25 protein-coding genes are annotated in these 23435 nt (G+C 72.6%); 8 read left to right on the top strand and 17 right to left on the bottom strand.

What is annotated here, in order from left to right:
- Positions 1 to 67 precede the first annotated feature (67 nt).
- Genes Aeryth_RS07645 through Aeryth_RS07635 form a run of 3 tightly spaced genes read left to right on the top strand, consistent with a single transcriptional unit; the run spans position 68 to position 2437 of the window.
- Entirely contained in the window at positions 68 to 373 is a 306-nt protein-coding gene (locus tag Aeryth_RS07645) for a hypothetical protein (protein WP_144433720.1), read from the top strand.
- Positions 360 to 1781, top strand: coding sequence for a sensor histidine kinase (locus tag Aeryth_RS07640; RefSeq protein ID WP_202967719.1), 1422 nt, complete (start codon positions 360 to 362; stop codon positions 1779 to 1781). Before Aeryth_RS07645 ends, Aeryth_RS07640 begins: the two co-directional genes overlap by 14 nt.
- Positions 1778 to 2437 (top strand): response regulator transcription factor, encoded by a 660-nt coding sequence (locus Aeryth_RS07635; protein WP_067861473.1) that lies wholly within the window; start codon positions 1778 to 1780, stop codon positions 2435 to 2437. The genes Aeryth_RS07640 and Aeryth_RS07635 overlap by 4 nt, the downstream gene beginning before the upstream one ends.
- 138 nt (positions 2438 to 2575) lie before the next feature.
- Here Aeryth_RS07635 and Aeryth_RS07630 read toward each other — a convergent pair whose 3' ends face one another.
- The 9 genes from Aeryth_RS07630 to rimP all read right to left on the bottom strand — a co-directional run bounded on the left by Aeryth_RS07630 (position 2576) and on the right by rimP (position 11461).
- Positions 2576 to 3430: a serine/threonine-protein kinase gene (locus Aeryth_RS07630; RefSeq protein WP_144433719.1), complete on the bottom strand. Its 855-nt coding sequence runs from the start codon at positions 3428 to 3430 to the stop codon at positions 2576 to 2578.
- Positions 3430 to 3795: a hypothetical protein gene (locus Aeryth_RS17655; protein WP_144433718.1), complete on the bottom strand. Its 366-nt coding sequence runs from the start codon at positions 3793 to 3795 to the stop codon at positions 3430 to 3432. The genes Aeryth_RS07630 and Aeryth_RS17655 overlap by 1 nt, the downstream gene beginning before the upstream one ends.
- Positions 3796 to 3892: 97 nt before the next feature.
- Positions 3893 to 5095 carry a phospholipase D-like domain-containing protein gene (locus tag Aeryth_RS07620; protein ID WP_067861471.1) on the bottom strand — a complete coding sequence of 401 codons (1203 nt, stop codon included), beginning with the start codon at positions 5093 to 5095 and terminating at the stop codon, positions 3893 to 3895.
- Between the two features lie 71 nt (positions 5096 to 5166).
- The gene (gene truB, locus Aeryth_RS07615; protein ID WP_067856731.1) at positions 5167 to 6057 is read right to left on the bottom strand and encodes a tRNA pseudouridine(55) synthase TruB; all 891 of its coding nucleotides are present in this window, start codon (positions 6055 to 6057) and stop codon (positions 5167 to 5169) included.
- Positions 6054 to 6506 (bottom strand): 30S ribosome-binding factor RbfA, encoded by a 453-nt coding sequence (gene rbfA, locus Aeryth_RS07610; protein WP_067856728.1) that lies wholly within the window; start codon positions 6504 to 6506, stop codon positions 6054 to 6056. The genes truB and rbfA overlap by 4 nt, the downstream gene beginning before the upstream one ends.
- 66 nt (positions 6507 to 6572) lie before the next feature.
- Complete coding sequence (gene infB, locus Aeryth_RS07605; RefSeq protein WP_067856725.1) at positions 6573 to 9356, bottom strand: translation initiation factor IF-2; 2784 nt, start codon at positions 9354 to 9356, stop codon at positions 6573 to 6575.
- A 154-nt stretch (positions 9357 to 9510) separates the two neighbouring features.
- Positions 9511 to 9798 carry a YlxR family protein gene (locus Aeryth_RS07600; RefSeq protein ID WP_067856722.1) on the bottom strand — a complete coding sequence of 96 codons (288 nt, stop codon included), beginning with the start codon at positions 9796 to 9798 and terminating at the stop codon, positions 9511 to 9513.
- Positions 9795 to 10898: a transcription termination factor NusA gene (gene nusA / locus Aeryth_RS07595; protein ID WP_067856719.1), complete on the bottom strand. Its 1104-nt coding sequence runs from the start codon at positions 10896 to 10898 to the stop codon at positions 9795 to 9797. Before nusA ends, Aeryth_RS07600 begins: the two co-directional genes overlap by 4 nt.
- Entirely contained in the window at positions 10898 to 11461 is a 564-nt protein-coding gene (gene rimP / locus Aeryth_RS07590; protein ID WP_083516335.1) for a ribosome maturation factor RimP, read from the bottom strand. Before rimP ends, nusA begins: the two co-directional genes overlap by 1 nt.
- 102 nt (positions 11462 to 11563) lie before the next feature.
- On the opposite strand from rimP, the gene Aeryth_RS17925 reads away from it, so the two are divergent.
- Together Aeryth_RS17925 and Aeryth_RS07580 are read left to right on the top strand one after the other, a co-directional pair.
- Positions 11564 to 12028, top strand: a complete 465-nt coding sequence (locus Aeryth_RS17925; protein WP_067856716.1) for a hypothetical protein — start codon at positions 11564 to 11566, stop codon at positions 12026 to 12028.
- A 1-nt stretch (position 12029) separates the two neighbouring features.
- On the top strand, positions 12030 to 12443 hold the full coding sequence (locus tag Aeryth_RS07580; RefSeq protein WP_067856713.1) for a DUF4439 domain-containing protein: 414 nt from the start codon (positions 12030 to 12032) through the stop codon (positions 12441 to 12443).
- A 24-nt stretch (positions 12444 to 12467) separates the two neighbouring features.
- Here Aeryth_RS07580 and Aeryth_RS07575 read toward each other — a convergent pair whose 3' ends face one another.
- Together Aeryth_RS07575 and Aeryth_RS07570 are read right to left on the bottom strand one after the other, a co-directional pair.
- Positions 12468 to 14213 (bottom strand): proline--tRNA ligase, encoded by a 1746-nt coding sequence (locus tag Aeryth_RS07575; protein ID WP_193786292.1) that lies wholly within the window; start codon positions 14211 to 14213, stop codon positions 12468 to 12470.
- A 15-nt stretch (positions 14214 to 14228) separates the two neighbouring features.
- On the bottom strand, positions 14229 to 14597 hold the full coding sequence (locus Aeryth_RS07570; RefSeq protein WP_067856707.1) for a DoxX family protein: 369 nt from the start codon (positions 14595 to 14597) through the stop codon (positions 14229 to 14231).
- A gap of 86 nt (positions 14598 to 14683) precedes the next feature.
- On the opposite strand from Aeryth_RS07570, the gene Aeryth_RS07565 reads away from it, so the two are divergent.
- Positions 14684 to 14977, top strand: coding sequence for a putative quinol monooxygenase (locus tag Aeryth_RS07565; RefSeq protein ID WP_067856704.1), 294 nt, complete (start codon positions 14684 to 14686; stop codon positions 14975 to 14977).
- A 14-nt stretch (positions 14978 to 14991) separates the two neighbouring features.
- Here Aeryth_RS07565 and Aeryth_RS07560 read toward each other — a convergent pair whose 3' ends face one another.
- The 6 genes from Aeryth_RS07560 to Aeryth_RS07535 form a co-directional block, all read right to left on the bottom strand.
- Positions 14992 to 15882, bottom strand: a complete 891-nt coding sequence (locus Aeryth_RS07560; RefSeq protein ID WP_067856701.1) for a GNAT family N-acetyltransferase — start codon at positions 15880 to 15882, stop codon at positions 14992 to 14994.
- Between the two features lie 106 nt (positions 15883 to 15988).
- Entirely contained in the window at positions 15989 to 17122 is a 1134-nt protein-coding gene (gene ispG / locus Aeryth_RS07555) for a flavodoxin-dependent (E)-4-hydroxy-3-methylbut-2-enyl-diphosphate synthase (RefSeq protein WP_067861470.1), read from the bottom strand.
- Positions 17123 to 17151: 29 nt separating this feature from the next.
- Positions 17152 to 18462: a M50 family metallopeptidase gene (locus tag Aeryth_RS07550; protein WP_067856699.1), complete on the bottom strand. Its 1311-nt coding sequence runs from the start codon at positions 18460 to 18462 to the stop codon at positions 17152 to 17154.
- Positions 18459 to 19691, bottom strand: coding sequence for a 1-deoxy-D-xylulose-5-phosphate reductoisomerase (gene dxr / locus Aeryth_RS07545; RefSeq protein ID WP_067856696.1), 1233 nt, complete (start codon positions 19689 to 19691; stop codon positions 18459 to 18461). Before dxr ends, Aeryth_RS07550 begins: the two co-directional genes overlap by 4 nt.
- A 66-nt stretch (positions 19692 to 19757) precedes the next feature.
- Positions 19758 to 20564 (bottom strand): ABC-2 transporter permease, encoded by an 807-nt coding sequence (locus Aeryth_RS07540; protein WP_067856692.1) that lies wholly within the window; start codon positions 20562 to 20564, stop codon positions 19758 to 19760.
- A complete protein-coding gene (locus tag Aeryth_RS07535) occupies positions 20561 to 21472 on the bottom strand; it encodes an ABC transporter ATP-binding protein (RefSeq protein WP_067861469.1) in 912 nt (303 codons plus the stop codon). The genes Aeryth_RS07540 and Aeryth_RS07535 overlap by 4 nt, the downstream gene beginning before the upstream one ends.
- A 131-nt stretch (positions 21473 to 21603) precedes the next feature.
- On the opposite strand from Aeryth_RS07535, the gene Aeryth_RS07530 reads away from it, so the two are divergent.
- Both Aeryth_RS07530 and Aeryth_RS07525 read left to right on the top strand, forming a co-directional pair.
- On the top strand, positions 21604 to 22755 hold the full coding sequence (locus tag Aeryth_RS07530) for a sensor histidine kinase (RefSeq protein WP_067861468.1): 1152 nt from the start codon (positions 21604 to 21606) through the stop codon (positions 22753 to 22755).
- Positions 22752 to 23417, top strand: coding sequence for a response regulator (locus Aeryth_RS07525; RefSeq protein WP_202967718.1), 666 nt, complete (start codon positions 22752 to 22754; stop codon positions 23415 to 23417). The genes Aeryth_RS07530 and Aeryth_RS07525 overlap by 4 nt, the downstream gene beginning before the upstream one ends.
- The last annotated feature ends 18 nt before the right edge of the window (positions 23418 to 23435 follow it).

Genomic DNA, 23435 nt, shown 5'->3' with positions numbered 1-23435 from the left:
CGTCGGATGAGAGGACTCTCATCGACGTCTCATCGTGGCGTGCGCGGGCGTGCGGCACAGTGTCGCCATGACGCGAACCCGCTTGCTCGTGCCGATCGTCGTGGCCGTCGGCCTCGTGCTGCTCGGCATCGTCGTGGCGCGGGTCGTGGCGCAGGAGGACGCACCGCAGGTCGACTACTCCCCGGTGACGGTGCCCACGTCGACCGAGACGCCGCGGCCGACGCTCTCGCCGACGCCCACCCCGTCGGGATCCCGCGAGGACGACCGGGACGACGACGATGACGATGACGATGACGACTACGAGCGCGTCCCGCAGACGCCGCGACCCATCGACGAGCGCGACGGCGACCGGGACGACGATGACGACGACTGACCCCCGCGTGGACGGGCCGCCCCGGTTCTCCGTCCGCCAGCGTCTGACCGCCGCCGTCGCCCTGCTGACGGCGGCGGCGCTCGTCGCGGTCGGGGCGACGCTCTTCGTGCTGGAGTCCCAGCGCATCGACCGGGTGATCGACGCGAGCCTGGGCCAGGAGGTCGGCGAGCTGCGTCGGCTCCAGGCGGAGGGTGTCGATCCCGAGACGGGCCGGCCGTTCACCAGCCCCGACCGCCTCATCGCGTTCTTCCTCTCGCGCAACGTCCCCGACACCGACGAGAACCTGTGGCACTTCCCCGTGTCGGGCACCCCGACCTTCGTCGGCGAGGGGCAGCGCGTGCTGCGCACGTCGCCCCGGTTCCCCGCCCTGGTGGAGCGACTCACGCGCCGCGGCGGCGTCGCCGACCTCGACGTCGACGGGCGGACCTTCCGGGTCGCGGTGCAGCCCGTGCAGCAGGGCGACCAGCGCGCTGCCTTCGTCGTCACCCACGACGTCGACGGCTCGCGCGCCCAGCTCCGCGAGCTGATGGTCACGTACGCGCTGCTCAGCGCGCTCTCCGTCATCCTCATCTCCGCCGTCGCGTCGTGGCTCGCCGGGCGGCTGCTCTCCCCCGTGCGACGGCTGCGTGAGACCGCCCGGGGCATCAGCGAGGGCGACCTCGGCGGTCGTCTCGAGGTCACCGGCAACGACGACCTCACCGAGCTGCAGCGCACCTTCAACGACATGCTCGACCGGCTCGAGGAGGCGTTCGCGAGCCAGCGTCGCCTGCTCGACGACGCCGCCCACGAGCTGCGCACCCCGCTCACCGTGCTGCAGGGGCACCTGGAGGTGCTCGACCCGACCGACCCCGACGACGTCCGCACCACGCGCACGCTGCTGCTCGACGAGATCGACCGGATGACCCGCCTCGTCCACGACCTCCTGCTGCTCGCCAAGGCGGAGCGTCCGGACTTCGTGCGCCTCGAGCGCACCGACGTGGAGGCCCTCACCCTCGGGGCCCTCGAGCGCGCACGGGGTCTCGCCGACCGCGCGTGGGTGCTCGACGCGGTGGCCCGCACCCACGTCGACGTCGACCCGCAACGGCTGACGCAGGCGCTGCTCCAGCTCGCCGACAACGCCGTCCGGCACACGCAGCCTGGCGCCGAGATCGGTGTCGGGTCGCGGGTGCACGACGGGCACGTCGAGCTGTGGGTGCGCGACACGGGCGTCGGGGTGCCGTCGGCACTGCGTGGGACGATCTTCGAGCGGTTCACGCAGGGCGACGGGGAGCAGGCCGGCTTCGGGCTGGGCCTGTCGATCGTGGCCGCGATCATGGAGGCGCACGAGGGTCGGGTGGTGCTCGACCCGCCCGGGGCGACGTCAGGTGCGACGTTCCGGCTCGTCATCGCGACAGGAGGACTGTGGTGAACCGGATTCTCGTGGTCGAGGACGAGGAGCGGATCGCCTCGTTCGTCGCGAAGGGCCTGAAGGCCGAGGGGTTCACGCCGACGGTCGTCGCCGACGGCGTGAGCGGCCTGGACTACGCGCTGACCGGCCCGTTCGACCTCATGGTGCTCGACATCGGGCTGCCCGGGCTCGACGGCTTCACGATCCTCGAGCGCGTGCAGGCCGAACGACCCGAGCTCCCCGTGATCGTGCTGACGGCCCGCGACTCGGTGACCGACACCGTCCAGGCGCTCGAGGGAGGCGCGGCCGACTACATGAGCAAGCCCTTCCGCTTCGCCGAGCTGCTGGCGCGCGTCCGCCTGCGGCTGCGCGCCCCGGCCGCCCCTCCCCCCGACGACGAGCTGGTCGCCGGCGACGTCCGCCTCGACCTGCGCCGACGTCGCGCGTACGTCGGCGAGCGCGAGGTCGAGCTGTCGGCCCGCGAGCTGTCGCTCGCCGAGGTGCTGATGTCGCACCGCGGGCAGGTGCTCTCGCGCGAGCAGCTGCTCTCGCACGTGTGGGGCTACGACTTCGACCCCGGCTCCAACGTCGTCGACGTGTACGTCGGCTACCTCCGCCGGAAGCTCGGCGCCTCCCTCGTCACCACCGTGCGGGGGCTCGGGTACCGCGTGGACTGAGGCGCCGGAAGGTAGGTCACGCGCGGAAAGCGAGCTCGTTTCCGCGCGTGGCCTACCCCTGCCCCAGCAAGCGCGCGCCACCTACCGCCCACACGCCAGACCTCGACCCGGCCGGGTACCGGGTGGACTGAAGCGAGGTCACCGCCGCAGCGTGAAGCCCGACAGCCGCGCGGACGGCAGCCCGGCGATCATCGGCTCGAGCTCGACCGCGACGTCGCGCGGCGTGGGGCGCTGCGCCGGGTCGGCGTCGAGGCAGCGCCTGATGAGGTCGGCGGCTCCCCGGTGGACGAAGCCGGGCAGCGGCTTCGGCTCGTCGTGCAGCTGTGACCAGCGCGGCTCGCGGTCGAACGCGCGGAATCCGGCGGCGGCCCGGAAGAGGGTCGCGCCGAGGCCCCACACGTCGGCCGCGGGGCCGACGGTGCCGCGCTCCCCCGGCGCGCACTGCTCGGGAGCCATGTACTCGTCGCTGCCGACTGCGTGGTCGAGGGCAGCGGCCTCGTCGACGTCGAGCGCGACGGAGAGGTCGACGAGCTGCGCGGGCGCACCCATGATGACGTTGCTCGGCTTCACGTCGAGGTGCACGACCCCCTCGCCGTGCAGGTAGTGCAGCACCGACGCGAGCTCGAGCGCGAGGGGCAGCAGCTGGTGCTCCGGCACGGCACCGTGCCGTGAGACCAGCCGCGACAGGTTCGGCCCGTCGACGTGCTCGAGGACGAAGTAGGGGCGGGCGCCCTCGTCGTCGTAGGAGAAGACGCGCGTGAGGCCGGGGTGCGCCAGACGTGCGAGCAGCGCGACCTCGCGGTCGAGTCCCACCCGCGAGACGGGGTCGTCGACGTGGCCGGGGCGCAGCACCTTCACGACGACCGGTGCGTGCAGCCGGTCGTCGAAGGCCAGCCACGCCTCGTAGACGGTGCCGCCGCCGAGGTCCTTCACGGCCGTGAGGCCGGGGGCGATCTCGTCGCCCCCGGCCAGGCCCCACGCGTCGTCGGACATCAGCGGTCGGTGCCGGTCGTCGGAGCGGTGTTCACCGTCGGGGCCGTGTTCTTCGTCGGTGCCGACTGGACGGTCTTGGCCGTGTTGGCGGTCGGGGCCGTGTTGCGGGTCGGGGCGGTGTTGCGGGTCTGGGTCGTGTTCGCGGTGTTGGCCGTCTGACGCGTGACGTTGGTGCTCAGCTCGTCGTCGCGGTCGTCGTCGTCGTTGTCGTCCGCGGTGACGACCCATGACGTGGTGGAGTCGTCGCGCTTGAGCATGGGGTCACGGTCGGCGTCGGCGTGGGCGCTGGAGAGCGCGAAGCCGGCGGTGCCGAGCGCGAGGGTGCCGGCGACGGCGGCGATGGCGGTACGGGCGGTGGTCTTCATGGATCCTCCTGAGGTCGGTGCGATGACCCCAGGTTGCTGGCGGGTCGTGAGCCCGCCGTGAGACGTCGATGAGAGGCCTCTCATCGACGCCGGGCGCCTACAGCAGAGGACGCAGTGGCGTCAGCAGCAGCTCGCAGGCGCGCGCGACGATCGGCCGCGACTGCCAGTGCTCGAGGGTCAGCTCGCGACAGTTCGCCAGGTCGGTCTCGAACACCGTCTCGAGGTGCTCGGCGAGGGCGGGGTCGACGACCTCGAGGTTGATCTCGTAGTTGCCGGTCAGGCTGAGCCGGTCGATGTTGGCGGTGCCGACGGTCGACCACTGGCCGTCGATCGTCGCGGTCTTCGCGTGCACCATCGCGTCCTGGTACAGCTGGATCCGCACGCCGTGGCGCAGCAGCTCGCCGTAGAAGCCGCGCGACAGCCAGTCGGCGACGACGTGGTTGCTGACCTCGGGGACGATGATCGTCACCTCCACGCCGCGCGACCGGGCGTCCTTGAGGGCCTGCAGGATGTCGTGGTCGGGGATGAAGTAGGCGGCCGTGATGTGGATGTGGTGCCGGGCGCGGTCGATGGCCTCGAGGTACATGCCGCGGATCGGGAACACGAGCTGGCGCGGCACGTTGCGGTGGGCGCGGACGCTCGGCTCCCAGCTGGCCTCCCCCAGCGGCTCGATGGGCACCGGGTGCAGGTCGTTCCAGAAGTCGATGAAGGCGTTGTCGAGGTCCCAGACCGCCGAGCCCTCGACGCGCAGGTGCGTGTCGCGCCACTGCGTGGCGTACAGCGAGCCCACGTTGTACCCGCCCACGAAGCCGACCGTGTCGTCGACGACGAGGATCTTGCGGTGGTCGCGACCCCAACGTCGCGGGTTGAAGGGCTGCAGGCCCGTCTTGAGGAACGGGAAGCGCAGCACGTGGACGCCCGGCGGGAACGTCAGGAACGAGCGCGGGACGACGAGGTTCGCGAACCCGTCGTAGATGACCCGCACGTCGACCCCGCGGTCGGCGGCAGCGACGAGCTCGCGCTTGAACGCCTCGCCGACCTCGTCGCCCTTGAGGATGAAGGTCTCGAACAGCACGCGGGTACGGGCTCCCCGGATCGCCGCCAGCATGTCGTCGTACAGGTCCTCGCCGTACGTGTAGGTGGTGGCCGTGTTCTCCTCCCCGACCGGCACCGTGGTGGGCGGGACGGTGGGGAACGTGGAGTCGTTCGCGCCGCGCAGGATCTTGCGGATCTTGGTGGTGATCATCAGCCCGGCGACGATCCCGACCACGGAGAGGAACCACGTCTGCAGGGGGCGCATGATCAGGCGCTGGGTCGAGAGTCGGGCCACGTCGTCACCCTAGGGCACCGCCGCGCGTCGGAGCGGCAGCGTCAGACGAAGACCGCGACGGCCCGGGCGTCGGGACCGCGCTGCTCGTAGAGCGCCAGGAAGGTGCCGTCGGGCGCGAAGAGGGCGACGGGGTCGGCGTGGCCCAGCTCGCGCCCAGGGAGCGCACGACCGAAGCGCACCTCGCCGGCTGCCGCGTCGTCGAGGTCGAGCGACGGGAACGCCGCGCGGGCGGCGTCGTCGAGCGCGACGTGCTGCCAGGAGCGCTCGAGCTCCTCGAGCGTGCGGGCGACGTCGAGGTCGAACCCCCCGACACGGGTGCGGCGCAGCATGGTCAGGTGGCCGCCGACGCCGAGGGCGGCTCCGAGGTCGCGGGCCAGGGCACGCACGTAGGTCCCGCTGCTGCACACCACGCGGGCGTCGACGTCGACCACGGCGAGCCCGTCGACCTCGAGGTGCCGGACGTCGGTGACCTCGAACGTCGACACCGTGACGGGCCGGGCGGGGAGCTGGACGTCCTCGCCCGCGCGGACGCGGGCGTACGAACGCTTCCCGTCGACCTTGATCGCCGACACGGCCGTCGGCACCTGCTCGATGTCGCCGGTCAGCGGGAGCACCGCGGAGCGGACGGTGTCGTCCGTGACGCCGGAGGCGTCGGCCCGCTCCAGCAGGTCGCCCTCGGCGTCGTCGGTGACGGTGGTCTGGCCGAGCCGCATCGTCGCGAGGTACTCCTTGTCGGCCAGCTGCAGGTGGCCGAGCAGCCGGGTGGCCCGTCCGACGCCGAGCAGCAGCACGCCCGTGGCCATCGGGTCGAGGGTGCCGGCGTGGCCGACCTTGCGGGTGCCGGCCAGGCGACGGGTGCGGGCGACGACGTCGTGCGACGTCCACCCGGCGGGCTTGTCGACCACGACGAGCCCGACGGGGGTCTCGCTCATGCCTGCTCGTCGTCCTCGTCGTCATCCTCGGCAGCACGCGGCTGCTTGTACGGGTCGGGGTCGCCCGCGTACGTCTTGCCCTCGGCGGCCGCGGCGACACGCTCGTCGCTCTCACGGGCCTTGGCGAGCAGGTCCTCGATCTGGCGGGCCGACTCCGGGACCGCGTCGAGGAAGAACTCCAGCGACGGGGTGTGCCGGGTGCCGAGCTGCTTGCCGACCTCGGTGCGCAGCAGGCCGGTGGCGCTGCGCAGGGCCGCGGCCGTGTCGGTGGCGGCGCGCTCGTCGCCCATGACGGTGTAGAACACCGAGGCGTTCTGGTGGTCGCCCGTGAGTCGCACGTCGGTGATCGTCACGAAGCCCAGGCGCGGGTCCTTGACCCGACGCTCGAGCATCTGGGCGATGATCACCTTGATGCGGTCGGCGAGCTGCTGGGTGCGCTGTCCGGCCATGGTTCCTCCTGCTGGGTCGCCGCCGCGGGCCCAGGATCGCTCCCGGGCCCGCGGCGGACTGCTGACTCAGCTACGCGGCTTCTCGCGCAGCTCGAACATCTCGACGACGTCGTCGATCTTGATGTCGCCGTACCCCTTGAGGACGAGACCGCACTCGAAGCCCTCGCGGACCTCGGACACGTCGTCCTTCTCGCGGCGCAGGCTCGCGAGCTCGAGGTTGTCGGCCACGACCGAGCCGTCGCGGAGCAGCCGCGCCTTGGCGTTGCGCCGCAGCGTGCCGCTCGTGACCATGCAGCCGGCGATGTTGCCGATCTTCGACGAGCGGAAGATGTCGCGGATCTCCGCCGTACCGAGCTGGTGCTCCTCGAACTCCGGCTTCAGCATGCCCTTGAGGGCCGCCTCGATCTCGTCGATCGCCTGGTAGATGACCGAGTAGTACTTGATCTCGACACCCTCGCGGTCGGCCAGCTCCGTCGCCTTGCCCTGCGGGCGGACGTTGAAGCCGATGATGACCGCGTTGGAGGCCGCCGCCAGGTTGACGTCGGTCTCGGTGATCGCACCCACGCCACGGTCGATGACCCGCAGGTTGACCTCCTCGCCCACGTCGATCTGGGCCAGCGAGTCCTCGAGCGCCTCGACCGAGCCGGAGCCGTCACCCTTGAGGATGAGCAACAGCTCGTCGGTCTCGCCCTTCTCCATCGAGGACATGAAGTCCTCGAGGGTCCGGCGACCCGTGCGCTTGGCCAGCGCGGCGTTGCGCTCGCGAGCCTCACGCTTCTCGGCGATCTGGCGCGCGATCCGGTCGTCGTCGACGACCATGAAGTTGTCGCCGGCACCGGGCACGGCCGTCAGGCCGAGCACCAGGGCGGGACGCGACGGCGACGCCTCGACGATGTTCTCGCCGTACTCGTCGAGCATGGCGCGCACGCGGCCGAAGGCCGAGCCCGCCACGAGCGTGTCGCCCACCCGCAGCGTGCCGCGCTGGACCAGCACCGTGGCGACCGGGCCGCGACCGCGGTCCAGGTGCGCCTCGATGGCGAGGCCCTCGGCGTTCTGCTCCGGGTTGGCGCGCAGGTCCAGCGACGCGTCGGCCGTCAGGATGACCGCCTCGAGGAGGTCGTCCAGGCCGGTGCCCGCCTTGGCGGAGACGTCGACGAACATCGAGTCGCCGCCGTACTCCTCGGGGACGAGGCCGTACTCGGTGAGCTGGCCACGGGCCTTGGTCGGGTCGGCGTCGGGCTTGTCGACCTTGTTGACCGCGACGACGATCGGCACGCCGGCCGCCTTCGCGTGGTTGAGCGCCTCGACCGTCTGCGGCATGACGCCGTCGTCGGCCGCGACCACGAGGATCGCGATGTCGGTCGCCTGCGCACCACGGGCACGCATGGCCGTGAACGCCTCGTGACCCGGGGTGTCGATGAAGGTGATGGCGCGCTCGTTGCCGTCGACCTCGGTGGTCACCTGGTAGGCGCCGATGGTCTGCGTGATGCCACCGGCCTCCTTGGCGACCACGTTGCTGTTGCGCAGCGCGTCGAGCAGCTTCGTCTTTCCGTGGTCGACGTGACCCATGACGGTCACGACCGGCGGACGCGCCGCCAGGTCGGAGTCGTCACCGGTGTCCTCGCCGAACTCCAGCGAGAACGACTCGAGCAGCTCGCGGTCCTCGTCCTCGGGCGAGACGACCTGGACGTCGTAGTTCAGCTCCTCGCCGAGCAGCTGCAGGGTCTCGTCGTTGACGGACTGCGTGGCGGTGACCATCTCGCCCAGGTGGAACAGCACCTGCACGAGCGACGCCGCGTCGACGCCGATCTTCTCCGCGAAGTCGGTCAGCGAGGCACCGCGCGCCAGACGGACGGTCTGGCCGTCGCCCTTGCGGACGCGGACGCCGCCGATGGCGGGCGCCTGCATCTGGTCGAACTCCTGCCGCTTCGCGCGCTTGCTCTTGCGACCGCGACGCGCGGGACCGCCGGGGCGGCCGAAGGCGCCCTGCGTGCCACCACGACCACCGGGACGGTTGCCGCCGGGACGACCACCGGGGCCGCCGAAGCCGCCTCCGCCGCCCGGGGCGCCGCCGCCGGGACGACCGGCGAAGCCGCCGCCACCGCCGGGACGTCCGCCGCCGGCGCCTCCGCCGGGACGGGCACCGCCGGGACGACCACCGGGACCACCGCGGCCGGGCCCGGGACGCGCGTTGGCGAGGCCGGACTGCTTGGGCATCATCGCGGGGTTGGGACGCGGCATGCCGGGACGGCCGCCGGGCGCGGGAGCCGCGGTACCGGCGCCGCCAGCGCCACCCTCACGGGCGGCCGGCGGACGCGGAGCGCGCTCCTGCTGCATCCCCTGGCGCGAGGAGTACGGGTTGTTGCCGGGGCGGGCGCCACCGGGGCGCGGACCCGGACGGGGGCCCGGAGCCGGCTTGGGGCCGGGCTGGGCGGCCGGCGCGGACGCTGCGGCAGCCGGTGCCTCGGGCTCGGCCGGACGACGCGGGCCGGGACGCGGACCGGGGGTCGGCGTGGCCTTGGGCGCGGCGGGACCGGGCTTCGGCGCTGCGGACGCCGGGGAAGGTGCGCTGGGCGCCTGCGGTGCGGCGGGGGCCTGAGGCGCAGCCGGGGCGGGTGCCTCGGCGGCCGGTGCCTTGGGGGCGGGCGCGGGGGCGGCCTTCTTGACACCCTTCTTGGCACCCTTGGCGAGCAGCGCGTCGCCGTGCTCCTCCTTGAGGCGGCGGACGACCGGCGCCTCGACGGTGGACGACGCGGACTTCACGTACTCACCCATGTCCTTCAACGTGGACAGGATGTCCTTGCTCTGGACTCCGAGCTCTCGTGCGAGCTCGTGGACTCTGACAGCCACTGTTCTCCTTCGTGGGGGCCCGCACCCCGAAGGAGGTGAGGACCCTAGTTGACGTGCAGGCTCATCGGAACGTTCTCATCGAGAGCTCATGAGCGGTTGCTCCGTTTTCGGGTCGTGGGGCCGGTGGCCCCGTGGATGGGTTGGTGCGCCCTGGTCAGTCCCGCGGGCCGGTCACGTCGTCGAGCAGCGTCAGGTCGAGCGGTCCCTCCACGCGGAGGGCCCGGCCGAACGCCCGTCGACGTCGTGCCAGCTCCAGGCACCGAGGGTCGGGGTGCAGGTGCGCCCCTCGCCCCGGCATCGTCCGCCGCGGGTCGGGGGTCACGGTGGTACCCGCCTCCCCCGGCATCGCGACGAGCCGGACCAGAGCGGTCACGTCGTCGCGCGACCGGCATCCGATGCACGTGCGAGTGACCGTGGTCGAGTCTACCCCGTCCGTGGTCACGACCTGCGCTCGGGCCGCGCGCCGTCGCCGTCCTGCGGCACCTCGGTGTCGGAGCGGATGTCGATGCGCCAGCCGGTGAGCTTGGCGGCGAGGCGGGCGTTCTGGCCCTCCTTGCCGATGGCGAGCGACAGCTGGAAGTCGGGGACGACGACGCGGGCGGCCCGGGTCTGCTCGTCGACCATCGTGACCTTCTTGACCCGCGACGGCGAGAGCGCGTGCCCGATGAACTCCAGCGGGTCGTCGCTGTGGTCGACGATGTCGATCTTCTCGCCGTGCAGCTCGTGCATCACGTTGCGCACGCGCTGGCCCATGGGCCCGATGCAGGCGCCCTTGGCGTTGACGCCGGGCTTCGTGGCGCGCACGGCGATCTTGGTGCGGTGGCCGGCCTCCCGCGCCACGGCCATGATCTCGACGGAGCCGTCGGCGATCTCCGGGACCTCGAGGGCGAACAGCAGGCGCACGAGGTTGGGGTGGGTGCGCGAGACCTTGACCCGCGGGCCACGCATGCCCTTCTCGACCTCGTACACGTAGGCCTTGATGCGCTCGCCGTGGGCGTACTTCTCCTCGGCGACGCGCTCGGCCGACGGCAGCAGCGCCTCGACGCGACCGAGGTCGATCATGACGTCGCCAGGGCGGCTGCCCTGCTGGATGACGCCGGAGACGATGTCGCCGACCTTGCCGGAGAACTCGCCGAACTTCTGCTCGTCCTCCGCCTGGCGCAGGCGCTGCATGATCAGCTGCCGCGCGACGGTGGCGGCGAAGCGGCCGAAGTCCTCCGGCGTGTCGTCGAACTCCTCCGAGAACCGCGGGGCCGGCGGCGCGGCGGGCGACTGCGCCTCGTCGGACGCCGTGTCGGCCGCCTCGTCAGACCCGGTCTCGGCCGGCTCGGCGGGAGCGGCCGGCTCCGGTGCGAGCCGCTCCTTAGCCCAGACCGTCACGCGACCCGTCTGGCGGTCGAGCACGACCCGTGCGTGCTGGTGGGAGTACGGCGTCTTCTGGTAGGCCGACAGCAGCGCTGTCTCGATGGCCTCCACGACGACGTCGAGGGAGATGTCCTTCTCCCGCTCGAGGGCGCGCAGCGCGCTCATGTCGATGTCCATCAGGCGTCCTTCTCGCGGTGGTGGTCGGGGCGGCCGGGCCGCGGGGCGGAGCCGCGGCCCTTGGCCGACGACTTCTGCTGCTTGGGCCGGCCGGTGGTGGGCGCCTTGGGGGCGCCGAGCTCGGGGGTGACGAGGGCGCGAGCGACGTCGGCGTAGGCGATCCGGCGCTGCTGACCCTTCACGGTGATCTCGACACCGGTGTCGTCGCTGCCGACGACCCGTCCGGTGACGGCGGGACCGTCGTGCAGCGTCACGGCGACGAGCCGGCCGACGTTGCGCCGCCAGTGCCGGGGCTCGGTCAGCGGACGGTCGAGCCCGCGGGAAGTCACCTCGAGCGTGTAGGGCTGCTCCCCCATCGCCGTGCCGTCGTCGAGCGCGGCGGAGACGACGCGGGTGGCGTCGGTGATGAGGTCGAGCGGGACGCCACCGTCGGCGTCGACCGCGATCCTCAGGAAGCGCCTGGAACCGGAGCGGGAGAGCTCGACCGCCTCGAGGTCGAGTCCGAGGGCGGCGAGGGGTCCGGCGACCTCGTCCCTCACGGTGTCGGCCTGCGGGTCCGCCATGTCGTGCAGCCTCCTGTGTTCTGTTGTCGGCACGTCCGGTGCGCGGTGCCGCTGGGCGACCGCGCGACCCTCACTCTAGCGGGCACCCATTAGCCTGACGGGATGGTCAGCCGTCGCGTCGTCGTGGGAGGCGGGGTCGCCGTCGTGGCGGCCGGCGCGGCCCTGCACGTCGCGGGCCGCGACGACGACGTGCTGCGTGCCCTCGGGGCGCGACCGCGCCCGATGCCGGACGCCGCGGACACGCGTCTGCTGGAGCGCGCCGCGGCCGACCAGGTCACGCTCGCCGTGTCGGTCGAGGGTCTCGACGGCGTCCGCACCGACGACCTCGCGACGGTCCTGAGGACCCAGCTCGACGGGCTCGGCGGTGCACCGGACGTCGACCCGTCGCCGACGACCACGTCGTCCGACGTCGCCACCGTCGTGGCCGACCTCAACCGGACCGCCAGCCGCCGGCAGGCCGACGCGCTCGCGGCGGTCTCCCCCGACCTGGCCCGCGTGCTGGCGTCGCTCGCGGCCGGGCAGGCGCAGGTCGCCCGCACCCTGGGCCGGCGGGCAGGAGGTGCGTGACGTGGGCGACCCGTCCCCCGTCGGCCCCCTGCAGCGCCGCCTCGCGCTCGAGCACGAGGCAGTCTGGCTGACGTCGCTCAGCGCAGGCCGGTTCGCCGAGCTCGACGACGCCGCGCGCGCGGCCTTGCGCCGCCACGAGCGTGCGCGCGACGTGCTCGTCGCACGCGTGGCGGCCGCAGGGGCGACACCCGTGGGCCCACAGCCCGCCTACGGCGTGCCTCCCCGCTCCGTCGACCAGGCCCGCCAGCGGCTCGCGGACCTGGCCGAGCGGATGTGCCGCGCCATCGTGCCGCTCGTGGCGCTCGGCAGCGCGGGCGACCGTCGCGAGGCCGTCCGGTCGCTGCGGGCCTCGGCACTGGAGGCGACGAGCTGGGGCGCCGGGCCCAGCCCCTTCCCCGGACTCGACCGAGACTGAGCGCCGGGATCCGCGGCAGGGTGGTCAGCGGCAGACGCCGCGGACCTCGGTGATGACGTCGGCGAGCGCCACGTCGCGGCGCGTGCCGCTGGCGCGGTCCTTGACCTCCAGCAGCCCGTCGGCCAGCCCCTTGCCCACGACGACGGTCGTCGGCATGCCGAGCAGCTCGGCGTCCTTGAACTTGACGCCGGGCGACACCTTCGGGCGGTCGTCGTAGAGCACGTCGAGGCCGGCGGCCTCCAGCTCGGCGACGAGCCGGTCGGCCGCCTCGAACAGCTCGGGCTGCTTCCCGGCGACGACGACGTGGACGTCGAAGGGTGCCAGCTCGCGCGGCCAGACGATGCCGAGCTCGTCGTGCGAGCTCTCCACGACGGCCGCGACGGCGCGCGAGATGCCCACGCCGTAGGAGCCCATCGTGACGGTGACGAGCTTGCCGTTCTCGTCGAGCACCTTCAGGTCGAGCGCCTCGGCGTACTTGCGGCCGAGCTGGAAGATGTGCCCCATCTCGATGCCACGGGCGAGCTCGAGCGGGCCCGAGCCGTCGGGGGCGGGGTCGCCCGCACGCACCTCGGCCGCCTCGATCGTGCCGTCGGCGGTGAAGTCGCGGCCGGCCACGAGGTCGATCACGTGCGAGCCCGCCACGTTCGCGCCGGTGACCCAGCGCGTGCCGTCGACGACGCGGGGGTCGACGAGGTAGCGGATGCCGGTCTCGGACTCCTCCCCCAGCACGCCGGGGCCGATGTAGCCCTTCTTCAGGGCCGGGTGGGCGGCGAAGTCCTCCTCCGTGAACGGCTCGACGTCGGCGGGCGCGACCTGCGTCTCGAGCCGCTTCGTGTCGACCTCGCGGTCGCCGGGGACGCCGATCGCGAGCGCCTCGCGGGAGCCGTCGGGGTGGCGCAGCACGACGAGGACGTTCTTCAGCGTGTCGGCACCGGTCCAGGGGCGGTCCTCGCGCGGGAAGCGCTCGTTGAGGTGCGCGACGAGCGTGTCGATGGTCGGCGTGTCGGGCGTCTGCTCGGCGTGCGCGGCGGGCAGTCCGTCGTAGGGCTGGGGGTCGGGGGCCACCGTGACCACGGCCTCGACGTTGGCCGCGTAGCCGCCGGGCGAGCGGACGAAGGTGTCCTCGCCGATCTCGGCGACGGCGAGGAACTCCTCGCTCGCCGACCCGCCCATCGCGCCGGAGTCGGCCTGCACGACGACGTAGTCGAGACCGAGCCGGTCGAAGATGCGCACGTAGGCCTCGCGGTGCGCCTGGTAGCTGCGCTCGAGGCCCTCGTCGGTCACGTCGAAGGAGTAGGAGTCCTTCATGACGAACTCGCGGCCGCGCAGGATGCCAGCGCGGGGTCGCGCCTCGTCGCGGTACTTCGTCTGGATCTGGTACAGGCTCAGCGGCAGGTCCTTGTAGGAGCCGTAGAGGTCCTTCACGAGGAGCGCGAACATCTCCTCGTGGGTGGGACCGAGCAGCATGTCGTTGCCGCGACGGTCGTGCAGGCGGAACAGGTTGGGGCCGTACTCCGTCCAGCGGTTCGTCGCCTCGTACGGCTCGCGCGGCAGCAGCGCGGGGAAGCGCACCTCCTGCGAGCCGATGGCCTCCATCTCCTCGCGGACGATCTCCTCGACCTTGGCCAGCACCTTCAGCCCGAGCGGGAGCCAGGAGTAGATGCCCGGCGCCACGCGCCGCACGTAGCCGGCCCGGACGAGCAGCTTGTGGCTCGGGACCTCCGCGTCCGCCGGGTCGTCACGGAGGGTTCGCAGGAACAGCTGGGACATGCGCATGCGCCGACCCTATCGAGCGCTGCGCGAGGCCTTGAGGGCCGTGCGCACGAGCGGCAACTGCAGCGGCAGCCGGCCGACGACCCCGGCCTTCAGCACGGGCGAGGCGCGACGGCTGCGCAGCACGTCGGCCGTCATCTGCAGGTTGGCCGGGAACACCCCCACCAGGAGCCCGGCGGCGGCCAGTCCCCCGGCGCGTCGCGTGCGGGGGTGCGCGAGCAGCGCCGCGCAGGCCACCTCCACCACCCCCGAGGCGTGCACGAGCTCGCGTCGACGCGGAAGCGCGCGCGGCACCATCTGCTCGAACGGCTCGGGCTTCACGAAGTGCGCGACCCCGGCGACGGCGAGCAGGGCGGCCAGGGCCTTCACGTCACGATCCATGTCCGCACCCTAGGCGACCCCCGCCGAGCCGCACGGGACGGTGCGAGGATGGAGCGTCCGCACCCCGCGCCCCGCAGGAGGCATCCGTGTCCATCGTCGCCACCCTCGAGCTCCGGCTGCGACCTGAGAAGGTCGAGGCTGCACCCGCCGTCCTCGACGAGGTCCTCGCCGAGACCCGCGCCTTCGCCGGGAACCTCGGCGTCGAGGTGCTCACCGACGTCGAGGACCCGACCCGTGTGACGGCGTTCGAGCGTTGGGAGAGCCTCGAGCACGACGCGGCGTACCGCGCGTGGCGGGCCGGGGACGGCAACCGGCCCGCCCTCGGAGCGTTGCTGGCCGCTCCCCCGGTGCTCACGCACTGGACCACGACGGGCGACTGACGACGCGGGCCGGGCTACAGCAGGATCGACGCGAACGTGTCGACCTGGCGCAGCCCGACGCGGGCGTAGGTGGCGCGGGCGGCCGTGTTGAAGTCGTTGACGTAGAGCGTGACGTCGGAGGCGACGTCGCGCTGCACCACCCGGACGACGCCGGCGAGCGCTGGTGCCGCGATGCCTCGACCGCGGTGGTCGGGGTGCACCCAGACGCCCTGCAGCTGGCAGACGCCGCCGGCGGCGGCGCCGACCTCGGTCTTGAAGAGCACCTCGCCGTCCTCGATGATCGCGAACGCCCAGCCTCGGGCGACGAGCTGCGCCACGCGGGCGCGGTAGCCGGCGCTGCCACCGGCCTCGGGGTCGATGCCGACCTCCTCGCGGAACATCGCCACGGACGCCGGGTACAGCACGTCGACCTCGTCGATCATGACGCGGCGCAGCCGCGGGTCCGGCGCGACCGCCGGCTCGCCGTCGATGGCGAGGAACGGCTGGTCGGCCCGCACCGACCGCGCGGGACCCCAGTCCTGCTCGAGCCTCGACCACAGCCGCATGACGGCGGCCTGGCGGCCGACGAGCGACGCGCTGCGTCGCATGCCCGGGGCGACGCCGGTGAGGAGCAGCTGGCGCGCGAAGCCGTCGACGGCCTCGGCGTCGGCCTCCACGGGGACGAGGTTGGCGCCGCAGTGGCAGGCGGCGACGAGCCGGCCGTCGCGGAAGCAGCCGAGCATCGTGCCGCCGAGCATCAGGCTGCGCAGTCCGGTCTCGGCGACGCGGTGGCGCACGAAGAGGTTCGCGCGCTCGTCACGGGCCATCAGCGCCTCGAGCTCGACGCGGTCGTCGGGCCCGAGCAGCCGGATCTGCTGGTCGCGACGCCCGGTGGCGTCGGACGCGACCGGCACCAGCTCGATCATCGTGTGCTCCTCGCTCCGCAGGCCGCTCGCCCGGCTGCCGACAGCCTAGGCCAGCGGACCGGCCGTCGCCCCTCGACGGGCGCGACCTGGGACGGACGGCGGATGCTCAGCCCGAGACCGTCACCGAGGCGGTGGCGCCGTCCTCGGGCTCCATGTCCTCGGCGATGCGCAGGGCCTCTTCGATGAGCGTCTCGACGATCTTGCTCTCGGGCACGGTCTTGATGACCTCGCCCTTGACGAAGATCTGGCCCTTGCCGTTGCCGGACGCGACGCCGAGGTCGGCCTCGCGTGCCTCGCCGGGGCCGTTGACGACGCAGCCCATGACGGCGACGCGCAGCGGCACCTCGAGACCGTCGAGACCGGCGGTCACCTGCTCGGCGAGCGTGTAGACGTCGACCTGGGCGCGTCCGCACGACGGGCAGGAGACGATCTCGAGCTTGCGCGGTCGCAGGTTGAGCGACTGCAGGATCTGGATGCCGACCTTGACCTCCTCCACGGGCGGGGCGGACAGCGAGACGCGGATGGTGTCGCCGATGCCCTTGCCGAGCAGGTATCCGAACGCCGTGGCGCTCTTGATGGTGCCCTGGAACGCCGGTCCGGCCTCGGTGACGCCGAGGTGGAGCGGCCAGTCGCCGCGTTCGGCGAGCATCTCGTAGGCCTGGGCCATGATGACGGGGTCGTTGTGCTTGACCGAGATCTTGAAGTCGTGGAAGTCGTGCTCCTCGAAGAGCGACGCCTCCCACACGGCCGACTCGACCAGGGCCTCGGGCGTCGCCTTGCCGTACTTCTCGAGCAGACGCTTGTCGAGCGAGCCCGCGTTGACGCCGATGCGCAGCGAGACGCCGGCGTCCTTGGCCGCCCGGGCGATCGCACCGACCTGGTCGTCGAACTTGCGGATGTTGCCGGGGTTCACGCGCACGGCCGCGCAGCCGGCGTCGATCGCGGCGAACACGTACTTCGGCTGGAAGTGGATGTCGGCGATGACGGGGATCTGGCTCTTGCGGGCGATCGCGGGCAGCGCGTCGGCGTCGTCCTGGCTGGGGCACGCCACGCGCACGATGTCGCAGCCGGCGGCGGTGAGCTCGGCGATCTGCTGGAGCGTGGTGTTCACGTCCGACGTCAGCGTCGTGGTCATGGACTGCACCGAGACGGGGGCGTCGCCGCCCACGTCGACCGTGCCGACCTTGATCTTGCGGCTCGTGCGTCGCGGGCTGAGGACCGGCGGCGGCGCCTCGGGCATCCCGAGCGAGACCGGGACGGACCCGGCGCTCACGAGATGCTCACCGGGTTCACGATGTCGGCGTAGATCAGGATGACGCTCATGACCATCAGGATGCCACCCACCACGTAGGCGACGGGCAGCATCCTCGCGACGTCGACGTATCCGGGGTCCGGTCGGCGGCGCAGACGCGCCCATCCTCGGCGCACGGCCTCCCACAGCGCACCGGCGATGTGGCCGCCGTCGAGGGGCAGCAGCGGGATGAAGTTGAACAGCGCGAGGAACAGGTTCAGCGACGCGAGCAGGGCCAGCAGCCGCTGGGCGCGCTCCGCCCAGCTGGGCTCGTCGACCGTGACGAGCTCGCCCGCCACCCGGCTGGCGCCGACGACGCTGATCGGTCCGTCGGCGGGTCGCTCCGCGCCGAACGCCGCCTTGGTCACCTCGACCATGCGCACCGGCAGGTGGGCGATGGCGCTGGCGGTGGCCGCGACCTGCTCGCCCATGACGTCGACGACGGCGCCCGGGCCCTGTCGCTGCATGGTCTCGGTCGGCGTGACGCCGAGGAAGCCGACCTTCTCGGTACGCTGCGGATCGTCGAGCGAGGTGCGGGCGAGCACGGCGGTCGGGACGTCGGCGGACACCTCGCGACCGTCGCGGTCGACGACGAGGCGGGCCTCGCGGTCGCCGTTGGCGCGGATCAGGCCCGACAGCTGCTCCCACGACGTGATCCGCTCGCCGTTGAACGACACGAACCGGTCGCCGGGCTGCAGGCCGGCCTGCTTGGCCGGGGTCACGGGGTCGGCGTCGGTGCACGCCCGTCCCGCCTCGGCGTCGGTGATGGCGCAGTCGGAGACCGCCTGCACGGTCGTCGTCGGGGTGAGCGCACCGAAGCCCATGAGCACGACCGCGAACAGCACGACGGCGATGGCGACGTTGACGAGCGGGCCGCCGGCCATGACGATCAGCTTCTGCCACCAGGGCTTGCGGTAGAAGAGGCGGTCGAGGTCGTCGTCCTCGATGAGCTCGTGCTCCGCGTGGCGCGCGTCGCTGACGAGCTGGGTGAACAGGCCGGTGCTGGTCGCGCGGACCTCGTGCGGGTCGGCGGCGACGCCGTCGCGCCGCTCCGGCGGCAGCATGCCGACGAGCTTCACGTAGCCGCCGAGCGGGATCGACTTGATGCCGTACTCGGTCTCGCCCCGCTTGACCGACCAGATCGTGTTGCCGAAGCCGACGAAGTACTGGGTGACCTTGATGCCGAACTTCTTCGCCGGGACCATGTGGCCGAGCTCGTGCAGGGCGATCGACGCGATGACGCCGAGCACGAAGACGACGACGCCGAGCGTGTAGATGAGCGCGGTCACGCGCGGGCTCCGCTGGATGCACTCATGGACGCTCCCTCTACCAGGGCCCTCGCCCGCTCGCGGGCCAGGGTGTCGGCCTCGAGCACGCGCTCGAGGGTCAGGTCGGGGTGGGCGGCGTCCGGGTCGCGCAGGTGCTCGTCCAGGACCGCGCCCACCGTGTCCACGATGCCAAGGAAGCCCAAGTCGCCGGCGACGAACGCGTCGACGCACACCTCGTTGGCGGCGTTGAGGACGGCCGGCGCCGTGCGGCCGAAGGACCCGGCGCGCCGCGCCAGCGACACGGCGGGAAACGCGGTCTCGTCGAGCGGGAAGAACTCCCACGAGGTGGGCGAGGTCCAGTCGCAGCCGCGCGCCGCGCCCGGCACGCGCTCGGGCCACGCGAGCCCGAGGGCGATCGGCAGCCGCATGTCCGGGGGCGAGGCCTGCACCATCGTCGAGCCGTCGACGTACTCGACCATGGAGTGCACCACCGACGACGGGTGCACGACCACGTCGATGCGGTCGAAGTCGATCCCGAACAGCAGGTGCGCCTCGATCACCTCCAGGCCCTTGTTGACGAGCGTCGCGGAGTTGATGGTGATGACCGGACCCATGTCCCACGTCGGGTGCGCCATCGCCTGCTCGGGCGTCACGTCGGCGAGCTCGGCGCGGCTGCGTCCGCGGAACGGTCCGCCGCTCGCGGTGACGAGCAGGCGACGCACGTCGTCGACGCGCTCGCCGCGCAGGGCCTGCGCGATCGCGGAGTGCTCGGAGTCGACCGGCACGAGCTGCCCCGGACGCACCCGCGACGTGACCAGCTCACCGCCCACGATCAGCGACTCCTTGTTGGCGAGCGCGAGTGTGGTACCCGCGTCGAGGGCTGCCAAGGTCGGCTCGAGGCCGACCGCACCCGTCATGCCGTTGAGCACGACGTCGACGTCGGTGCGCGCCACCTCGGTGGCGGCGTCGGGGCCGGCGAGCAGGCGCGGCACACGGTGGTCGCCCTCGGACCAGCCGCGCCGCTTCGCCTCGGCGTAGAGCGCGAGCTGGACGTCCTGCGCCGACGTGGCGCGCGCGACGGCGACCACCTCGACCTCGTGCCGGATGGCCTGGGCGGCGAGCAGGGCCGGGTCGGACCCACCGGCCGCGAGCGCGACGACGTCGAACCTCTCGGGCGCGGCCTCGACCACCTCCAGGGCCTGGGTGCCGATGGAGCCGGTGGAACCGAGAATGGCGACACGCTTGCGCATGTCGCCATTCTCCCTCACCGGCACCGGGTGTCCCGCCCGGGCGCCGGAGGTCTCACCGCTCCGGGGTCACTTCACCTCGGAGCGCAGCAGCCGGTAGATGCCGAAGCCGAGCGGCAGCACCAGCCAGATCGTGCCGGCGGTCGCGATGCGCGCCCACTCCTCGCCGGTCGGGTCGAAGTCGCCGGTGAACAGCGGCACGAGGGCCGTGTTCAGCTCGATCCACGGGGCGAGGTCGCCGAACCACTCCACGAGCCCGCCGACGATGCCGACGACGATCGGAAGCACGAGCGTGTAGACGAAGTAGCCGACGATGGCGGCCGCCGTGTTCATGAGCAGCATGGCGATGGCGAACCCGATGAGCACGCCAATCAGGTTGCTCACCACGAAGTTGAAGACCTCGTGGCCGGTGATCGTCCACGACACGTCGACACCGCGGACGCTCGACGCGAGGAACGTGCCGATCGCCGCGAGCACGGCGGACAGCAGCATCACGCCGACGGAGATGATGAGTCCGGCGAGCAGCTTCGCGGCCACCACGCGGGGACGGCGAGGCTCGAGGGTGAACGTGACGAGCCCGGTGCGCTGGCCCCACTCCGAGGTGACCAGCATGATCGCGATGATCGGCAGGAAGTAGCCGAGCGTGCCGCCCATGGCCTGGATGAAGAACGGGAAGTCCTGGAACTCGCCCCCGTCGGTGACGAGGAACGCGATGACGAGCATCACCACGGCGCACAGGCCGAGGATCGAGATGCTCAGCCACCGTCCGGCACGCGTGTCGAAGGACTTGCGGACCTCCACACCCACCAGGCGGGTGAGGGGGATGCCCGGACGGTCGGTGTCGATGCTGACCGCGGGTGCGGTGGTGGTGCTCATGCCTGGGCTCCTTCGGTGGGGACGGCGTCGCGCTGGGTGGTGGCGGTGAGCTGGAGGAACATCTCCTCCAGGCCCGCGCCGTCGGCCTGGCGCAGCTCGACGAGGGCGACGCCCGCAGCGGCGGCCGCCTTGCCGACGACCTCGGGCGCGGCCTCGGTGGTGAGGCCCTCGCCGCTCGGCGTGACGGTGATGCCGGCGCCGGTGAGCGCCTGCTCGAGGGCGCGTGGCTCGACGCCGCGCACGTACGTGCCGGCCGCCTGCAGCAGCTCCTCCTTCGTGCCCTCGGCGACGATCTTCCCGTTGCCGATGACGATCAGCTCGTCGGCGATGATCTGCACCTCGTGCAGCAGGTGCGACGACAGGAGCACGGTGCCGCCGCGGTCGGCGTACTCACGAAGCAGGCCGCGCATCCAGTGGATGCCGGCCGGGTCGAGACCGTTGGCGGGCTCGTCGAGCATGAGGATCTTCGGGTCGCCGAGGAGGGCGTGCGCGATGCCGAGCCGCTGGCGCATGCCGAGCGAGTAGTTGCGCACGCGGCGGCGGGACTCCTTGTCGGACAGGCTGACGAGCGCGAGCATCTCGTCGACGCGGCTCGCGGGCAGCCCCATGGTGCGCGCGCCGATCGTCAGGATCTCCCGGCCGGTGCGGCCGGCGTGCTGCGCCGAGGCGTCGAGGAGGACGCCGACCTGCGTGCCGGGGTTGGGGATGTCGCGGTAGTTCACGCCGCCGACGGTGGCGGCACCCTTCGACGGGGGCGTGAGTCCGGCGATGATGCGCATCGTCGTCGACTTGCCGGCACCGTTGGGCCCGAGGAAGCCGGTCACCGCGCCCGGACGGCAGGTGAAGCTGACGTCGTCGACGGCCGTGAAGCCGGCGTACGCCTTCGTGAGGTTCTGGACCTGGATCATGGTCCCACTCTCCCGCACGCCGAACCGGTGACGCATCCGTCGCGCAGCCATGATCGGCGCGCCGAAAGTATGAGACGTCCCCGTCCGTCGGTCGTGGTCGGGAGTCCACGGGGCTGGGTAGCGTGTCGTCGGTGACCGGCACCGCTCCCCCGCTGACCTGGTGGGGACACACGTGGCGGTTGCTGCTCGTCCTCGCCGTGACCGCGCTGACGTGGGTGCCGCTCGGGCTCTGGCAGCTGCGGCACGCACCGCTGTGGTTCGCCCTCGACCTGGCGACGGGTGTGGCGTGCACCGTGGTCGCGATGGTCTGGCGTCGCCGGTTCCCCGTCACGGTCGCGCTGGTGACGAACGTCGTGAGCATCGGGTCGTTCAGCTCGGGCGGCGCGGCCTGCCTGGCGCTGGTCTCCCTCGCCACGCGCCGACGCTGGCGCGAGCTCGTGCCGGTGACCCTGGTGTGCCTGCTGACCATCCCGTTCGTGGTCGCCGTCAACCCGCTGCCGGGTGAGGACCCCCGCGTCGACGCCGCGGTCGTGGTCGTGGTCATCGGCCTCCTGGTCGCGGTGGGGCTGTACGTGGGGTCACGCCGCGAGCTGCTCGCGACCCTGCGCTCACGGGCGGAGAGCGCGGAGGCCGAGCAGGCGGCCAAGGTCGCGCAGGCGCGCAGCGCGGAGCGCACCCGCATCGCCCGCGAGATGCACGACGTGCTCGCCCATCGCATCTCCCTGGTCACTATGCACGCCGGTGCCCTCGCCTACCGCCAGGACCTCGGACGGGAGCAGGTGCACGAGACCGCCCTGACCATCCAGGAGACCGCCCACCAGGCGATGACCGAGCTGCGCGGCGTGCTCGGCGTGCTGCGCGAGGGCCCGGGTGACGCCGTGCCGGAGCTGCCGCAGCCGACGGCTCGCGACGTGGTCGAGCTGGTCGAGGAGTCGCGGGCGGCCGGGATGCGGGTGGAGCTGGACCTGCAGGGCGACCTCGACGACGTCGCGGGAGCCGCCGGGCGCACCGTCTACCGCGTGGTGCAGGAGGGCCTGACCAACGCGCGCAAGCACGCGGCCGGCACGCCCGTCGAGGTGACGGTCGACGTCGGCGCGCAGACCGTGGACGTGCGGGTCGTCAACCTTCTCCCGCTCGGCACGCCGACGGCACCGCTGCCCGGGTCGGGCCTGGGGCTCGTCGGCCTGCGCGAGCGGGTCGAGCTGGCGCGCGGCAGCCTGTCGCACCGCGTGTCGGCCGACCGCCGCTACGTCCTGGAGGCGCGGATACCGTGGACCGCGTGACGTCCGGCCGCCCCACCCGTCTCCTCCTCGTCGACGACGACGCGCTCGTGCGAGCCGGGCTCTCGCTCATGCTCGGCGGCGCCGACGACCACGAGGTCGTGGCCGAGGCGTCCGACGGGCGCGAGGCGCTCGACGCCGTGCGCTCCCACGACGTCGACGTGGTGCTGATGGACCTGCGCATGCCGGTCATGGACGGCATCGAGGCGACCGCCGCCATCACCGCGCTGCCGTCGCCGCCGCACGTGCTCGTGCTGACCACCTTCGACGCCGACGACTACGTCGTGCGGGCGCTCGCCGCGGGCGCCCACGGGTTCCTGCTCAAGGACACCCCGCCCGCGCAGATCGTGGAGGCCATCAGCACCGTCCTGAGCGGGGAGCCGGCGCTCTCCCCGGCCATCACCCGTCGGCTCATCGCCCAGGTGACCGACGGGTCGGGCGGCGGTCGTGAGGCCGACGCGGTGCGGCGCGTGGCGTCGTTGACCGACCGCGAGCGCGACGTGGCCCTCGCCATCGGGCGCGGCGCCTCGAACGCGGAGATCGCCGCCGAGCTGCACGTGAGCCTCGCGACGGTCAAGGCCCACATCTCGCACCTGTTCACGAAGCTCGACGCGGTCAACCGGGTGCAGGTGGCCATCACGATGCACGAGGCCGGGCTCCTGTAGCGCACGCCACCGTGGCTC

It is taken from the genome of Aeromicrobium erythreum, from assembly GCF_001509405.1.
GTDB lineage: Bacteria > Actinomycetota > Actinomycetes > Propionibacteriales > Nocardioidaceae > Aeromicrobium > Aeromicrobium erythreum.
The sequence above is the reverse complement of the archived record's forward strand: the minus strand, read 5'-3'. Positions and strand labels throughout refer to the sequence as shown.

Coding starts and splice junctions, on each gene's coding strand:
- Aeryth_RS07540 (WP_067856692.1), bottom strand. CDS start 20,564: ATGAGCACCACCACCGCACCCGCGGTCAGCATCGACACCGACCGTCCG.
- ispG (WP_067861470.1), bottom strand. CDS start 17,122: ATGCCCGAGGCGCCGCCGCCGGTCCTCAGCCCGCGACGCACGAGCCGC.
- nusA (WP_067856719.1), bottom strand. CDS start 10,898: ATGGACATCGACATGAGCGCGCTGCGCGCCCTCGAGCGGGAGAAGGAC.
- Aeryth_RS07575 (WP_193786292.1), bottom strand. CDS start 14,213: ATGTCCCAGCTGTTCCTGCGAACCCTCCGTGACGACCCGGCGGACGCG.
- Aeryth_RS17655 (WP_144433718.1), bottom strand. CDS start 3,795: ATGAAGACCACCGCCCGTACCGCCATCGCCGCCGTCGCCGGCACCCTC.
- rbfA (WP_067856728.1), bottom strand. CDS start 6,506: ATGGCCGGACAGCGCACCCAGCAGCTCGCCGACCGCATCAAGGTGATC.
- Aeryth_RS07560 (WP_067856701.1), bottom strand. CDS start 15,882: ATGATCGAGCTGGTGCCGGTCGCGTCCGACGCCACCGGGCGTCGCGAC.
- rimP (WP_083516335.1), bottom strand. CDS start 11,461: ATGGCGGACCCGCAGGCCGACACCGTGAGGGACGAGGTCGCCGGACCC.
- Aeryth_RS07640 (WP_202967719.1), top strand. CDS start 360: ATGACGACGACTGACCCCCGCGTGGACGGGCCGCCCCGGTTCTCCGTC.
- Aeryth_RS07645 (WP_144433720.1), top strand. CDS start 68: ATGACGCGAACCCGCTTGCTCGTGCCGATCGTCGTGGCCGTCGGCCTC.
- Aeryth_RS17925 (WP_067856716.1), top strand. CDS start 11,564: ATGGTCAGCCGTCGCGTCGTCGTGGGAGGCGGGGTCGCCGTCGTGGCG.
- Aeryth_RS07620 (WP_067861471.1), bottom strand. CDS start 5,095: ATGCGCCCCCTGCAGACGTGGTTCCTCTCCGTGGTCGGGATCGTCGCC.
- Aeryth_RS07630 (WP_144433719.1), bottom strand. CDS start 3,430: ATGTCCGACGACGCGTGGGGCCTGGCCGGGGGCGACGAGATCGCCCCC.
- dxr (WP_067856696.1), bottom strand. CDS start 19,691: ATGCGCAAGCGTGTCGCCATTCTCGGTTCCACCGGCTCCATCGGCACC.
- Aeryth_RS07570 (WP_067856707.1), bottom strand. CDS start 14,597: ATGGATCGTGACGTGAAGGCCCTGGCCGCCCTGCTCGCCGTCGCCGGG.
- truB (WP_067856731.1), bottom strand. CDS start 6,057: ATGAGCGAGACCCCCGTCGGGCTCGTCGTGGTCGACAAGCCCGCCGGG.
- Aeryth_RS07535 (WP_067861469.1), bottom strand. CDS start 21,472: ATGATCCAGGTCCAGAACCTCACGAAGGCGTACGCCGGCTTCACGGCC.